The organism is uncultured Campylobacter sp. (genome assembly GCF_938045775.1).
Lineage (GTDB): Bacteria > Campylobacterota > Campylobacteria > Campylobacterales > Campylobacteraceae > Campylobacter_B.
The window spans coordinates 1-4,499 of the sequence record NZ_CALIBH010000209.1 but is presented as its reverse complement, the minus strand read 5'-3'; the positions used below and the strand labels follow the sequence as shown (position 1 = coordinate 4,499).

The window sequence follows — 4,499 nt, the reverse complement described above, 5'->3', positions numbered from 1 at the left end:
AAATTTTGCTTGATCGTGCCGTTTACTTTGGCGTCGTTATAGACCTCGCCGCCTAGATCGCGGCCTAAAATTTTGCCGATTTTATCGATCAATCCGCCGCTAGGAAGGCGGCCGTTGTTGATGATCGCGTCAAATTTTCCGCTGTGCGAGCTCGTATTATACGTAAGATTTGCGTTGCCAGTGCCGTCGTAGACGTGATCGATATTTAGAAGCGTCGTAAGCTCTTTGACGATGAAATTTTGGATTTTAAAGTTCGCTTCATCGCCCGCGATCTGTCCGTTTAGCTCGCCGCCCGCAACCTTGGAATTTATAGTCGCAAATAGGCTCTTGCCGTCGTGCGAAAGCTCACCCGTCGCGGCAATCTTGCCGTTTAGTCTGCGATTTAAGAAAAATTCTAGTCGCTGCAAGCTCGGGATCAGCAGCGCGTAGTTTGCCTTAAGCGCTTTGTTTTTGAGCTCGTAGGTGCCGTTTAGGCTCTGAAGCTGTGCCAGATCGGAGTTTGCGCTTACGCTAAAGGTCGCGACGGAGTTTTTGATATTTGTCTGCGCCTGCGCGTCCGCTTTTAGATCGCTCGGGAAGCTCTTGCCCGTCGCGCCGTCTAAAAATTTCTTAAAAATCACGCCGTTAGCGAGCGAAATTTGCGCCGTGCCGTTGATGCCGTCTTTTAAGCTTAATTTCGCATCGCCGTTTATCGTGCCGTTTCCGATGGCGCTACCGTAAAACAGAGCCGAAAGCACGGCCAGATTTAGATTGATCGCCTTAAGCTTTAGATCGCTCAAATTTCCGCTCGCATTCAGGTTGCCGCCCATCGCGTTTAAATTTAAGTTTAGATTTTTAAGCTCATTTTGCGCTAGAGCCGCGCTAAGATCGCCGTTTGCCTTGCCCTGCAGCTTCACTCCCAGGACGTTTTGCAGCGCGGCTAGATCGTTTGCATTTAGCTTCGCGGACAGCTCGCCGTTTTTGTTTTTTAGGTCAAATTTGGCCTTCACATCCGCTTTAAGCGCATCTTTAAACGCTGAAATTTGCGAGTTTGAAAGCTCAAGCGTAGAAAAATCGGTCTTTAAATTTCCGTTTGCTTTAACATCGCCCGAAATTTTACGCCCGATAAGGCTTTCGAGCTTCGCGAGATCGGGCAAATTCAGATTAAAATCTGAGTTTAAAGTTTTGTTTTTCAGATCAAATTCCGACTTTTCGGCGCTGATCTTGCCCAGCGTCGAATCGATCTTGCTTGCTGCTCGCAGGACGTCATTTTGCGCCGTGATGTCCGAGTTTAGCGTGATCTGCACGCCCTTTGGGATGGAGATATTCATATCTTTAAACGCAGATTCGTTTAGGATCAAATTTGAACTTTTGATGCTTGCGTTGCCCTCTGCGCCGCCGCTGCTAGCCTTGATGTCCGAGAGCACGTCGATATTTCCTTTAGCATAGATCGGCAGAGAGGCCACAGCAAGGGCTTTTTCGACGTTTAGGCCCTTAGCGTCGATTTGCAGATCAAGCGGACTAAGGTCTTTTAAATTTGCTAAAAATTTTACGTTGCTATCAAAAATCCGCCCGCTGCCGTTGATGCCGAATTTGCCAAGATCGCCTAAAATTTGCCCTTTGAGGCTTAGCCCTTCACTCGTTTTGATGCCGAGCTTGGCTAGATCGTGCGCATTTACGTCGTAGTTAAGATCGAAAGAGCGCGCAAAAAGCGAGTATTTGCCCTTTACGTTTACGTTCGCAGCGTCATTTACGTTGGCGCTGATGTCCAGATCGCCGAAATTTAGATCGAATTTCTCAAGTTTCACGTCAAGGCCGCTTTTTTCTTTGATCAAATTTTCTATGTAAGGCTTAGTAAGATTGTTGCCAAAATCGCTGAAAAATAGGCAGCCCGCGCCTACGATAAGCAGGATTAAAATTCCTGCGATTATGCCGAAAATTTTCATTTCGTCCCCTTAAAAATTTAAAATTTGAGGGTATTATAGCCCTTAAAATTTAACGTTTGAAATCTTAATACTTGAGTTAAAATCACTAAAGTTTTATAAAAATTTTTCATAAACTATTGACAAGATTTTAAATTTTGCATATAATCTTAGCACTCAAACACATTGAGTGCCAATTTTAGAAATCACAAATCAAAGAAAGGACTGAAATGAAATTTCAACCACTTGGCAAGCGCGTTCTAATTGAGCGCGAGGAGGAAACCAAAAAGACCGCTTCGGGCATCATCATCCCCGACAATGCTTCAAAGGAGAAGCCTTCGACCGGCAAAATCGTAGCCGTCGGCAGCGAATGTGAAGGCGTCAAAAATGGCGATACCGTAGCGTTTGCAAAATACGCAGGCAGCGAGATTAGCTTAGACGATAAGAAATACCTTATCTTAAATTTAGAAGATGTTTTAGGCATAATTAAATAAAAAGGATTGAAAATGGCAAAAGAGATTATTTTTTCAGACGACGCAAGAAACAAGCTTTACGCGGGCGTTAGGAAGCTAAACGATGCTGTAAAAGTTACGATGGGACCTCGCGGTCGCAATGTCTTAATCCAAAAGAGCTTCGGTGCTCCGGCGATCACAAAAGACGGCGTGAGCGTGGCTAAAGAGATTGAGCTAAAAGATACGCTAGAGAATATGGGCGCTTCTTTGGTGCGCGAAGTAGCGAGTAAAACCAACGATCAAGCAGGAGATGGCACTACTACAGCAACCGTGCTAGCTCACGCGATCTTTAAAGAGGGCCTACGCAACGTAACTGCGGGCGCAAATCCGATCGAAGTTAAGCGCGGTATGGATAAATTTAGCGCTGCGGTTATTGAGGAGCTAAAAAAATCCTCTAAAAAAGTAAGCGGCAAAAAAGAGATCGCTCAGGTTGCTACGATCTCTGCCAATAACGACAGCGCGGTGGGCGATCTGATCGCAGACGCGATGGAAAGAGTCGGTAAAGACGGCGTCATCACGGTAGAAGAGGCAAAATCGATCAACGATGAGTTAAACGTAGTCGAGGGAATGCAGTTTGACCGCGGCTATCTAAGTCCATATTTCATTACAAATGCCGAGAAAATGCTAGTCGAGCTAGCTTCTCCACTAGTGCTTCTATTTGACAAAAAAATTACAAATTTAAAAGATCTACTTCCGGTTTTGGAGCAGGTTCAAAAAAGCGGCAAACCGCTTCTAATCATCGCCGAGGATATCGAGGGCGAGGCGCTTGCAACTTTAGTCGTAAATAAGCTTCGCGGCGTGTTAAACATCTCTGCGGTCAAAGCCCCAGGATTTGGCGATCGCAGAAAGGCGATGCTTGAAGATATCGCGATTTTAACAGGCGGTACCGTCATCAGCGAGGAGCTTGGCAGAACGCTAGAAAGCGCCTCCATGGCTGATCTTGGACAAGCCGAGCGCATCGTGATCGACAAAGATAACACCACTATCGTAGGCGGCGCGGGCAAGAAAAAAGATATCGATGCGCGCGTTTCGCAGATCAAAGCTCAGATCGCAGAGACTACGAGCGATTACGACAAAGAGAAGCTTCAAGAGCGCATGGCTAAGCTTAGCGGCGGCGTTGCGGTTATAAAGGTGGGCGCTGCGACCGAAACCGAGATGAAAGAGAAAAAAGACCGCGTGGACGACGCTCTAAACGCAACCAAAGCAGCCGTAGACGAGGGTATCGTAATCGGCGGCGGCGCTGCGCTAATCAGAGCCGGACTTAGCGTAAAGCTAGCCCTAAGCGGAGACGAGCTTATCGGCGCAGACATCGTTAAACGCGCGCTTTTCGCTCCGCTTCGCCAGATTGCCGAGAATGCGGGATTTGACGCGGGTGTCGTAGCAAATGCCGTTGAGCAGAATAAAGACAAAAAATTCGGCTTCAACGCTGCAAACGGCGAGTACGTCAATATGTTTGACGCAGGCATCATCGATCCTGTGAAGGTTGAGCGTATCGCGCTTCAAAACGCGGTCTCCGTCGCAAGCCTGCTTCTAACGACCGAAGCGACCGTCAGCGAGATTAAAGAGGAGAAACCTGCAATGCCTCCAATGCCTGATATGGGCGGAATGGGTGGCATGGGCGGAATGATGTAGTCCCGCGGGGGCGTCATTCGGCGCTCCTATGCCATTGAAACGGCGCTGCGAGATTTTTACAGCGCCGCGAAATGCTTTATGCGCGGCGATATTTTTGCCATACGCCGTCAGAATGATATGTGCCGCGTTTTGGATATGTCTAAGGCGCGGCGATTTATTATGAATTAGCGATTAAGCGGTGTGATTTTTAGTCACTGCATGATCTCGCAAATTTCGTATCTCACCGCAAATTTGCGGTTTTGCCGCATTATCCTTTAAATTTAAAAACTTTATCTGAGCTTGCTTTTTACCTTAAATTCTGACTTACCACTCAAAATTTAAGCGCAGAATTCTAAAACTTTAAAATTTTCAGCTATCCCACCTAAACGCTTACAAGATAAAATTTTTTCGTGGCGTCATATTTTTAGTGTGATAAAATTCTATTGCCAAACAGAATCCTAGCTGCGGAATTTTT

Annotated in this window: 2 protein-coding genes and 1 pseudogene; 2 read left to right on the top strand and 1 reads right to left on the bottom strand. The window is 46.5% G+C overall.

Annotation, left to right across the window (positions count from 1 at the left end):
- Positions 1-1,925 (bottom strand): annotated as a pseudogene (locus tag Q0238_RS08280) (hypothetical protein); the annotation flags it as partial.
- A 206-nt stretch (positions 1,926-2,131) separates the two neighbouring features.
- Between Q0238_RS08280 and groES the strand changes: the two are divergent.
- Both groES and groL read left to right on the top strand, forming a co-directional pair.
- The gene (gene groES / locus Q0238_RS08275) at positions 2,132-2,395 is read left to right on the top strand and encodes a co-chaperone GroES (protein WP_005871710.1); all 264 of its coding nucleotides are present in this window, start codon (positions 2,132-2,134) and stop codon (positions 2,393-2,395) included.
- Positions 2,396-2,407: 12 nt separating this feature from the next.
- Positions 2,408-4,045, top strand: a complete 1,638-nt coding sequence (groL, locus tag Q0238_RS08270) for a chaperonin GroEL (protein ID WP_297944965.1) — start codon at positions 2,408-2,410, stop codon at positions 4,043-4,045.
- Positions 4,046-4,499: the final 454 nt, after the last annotated feature.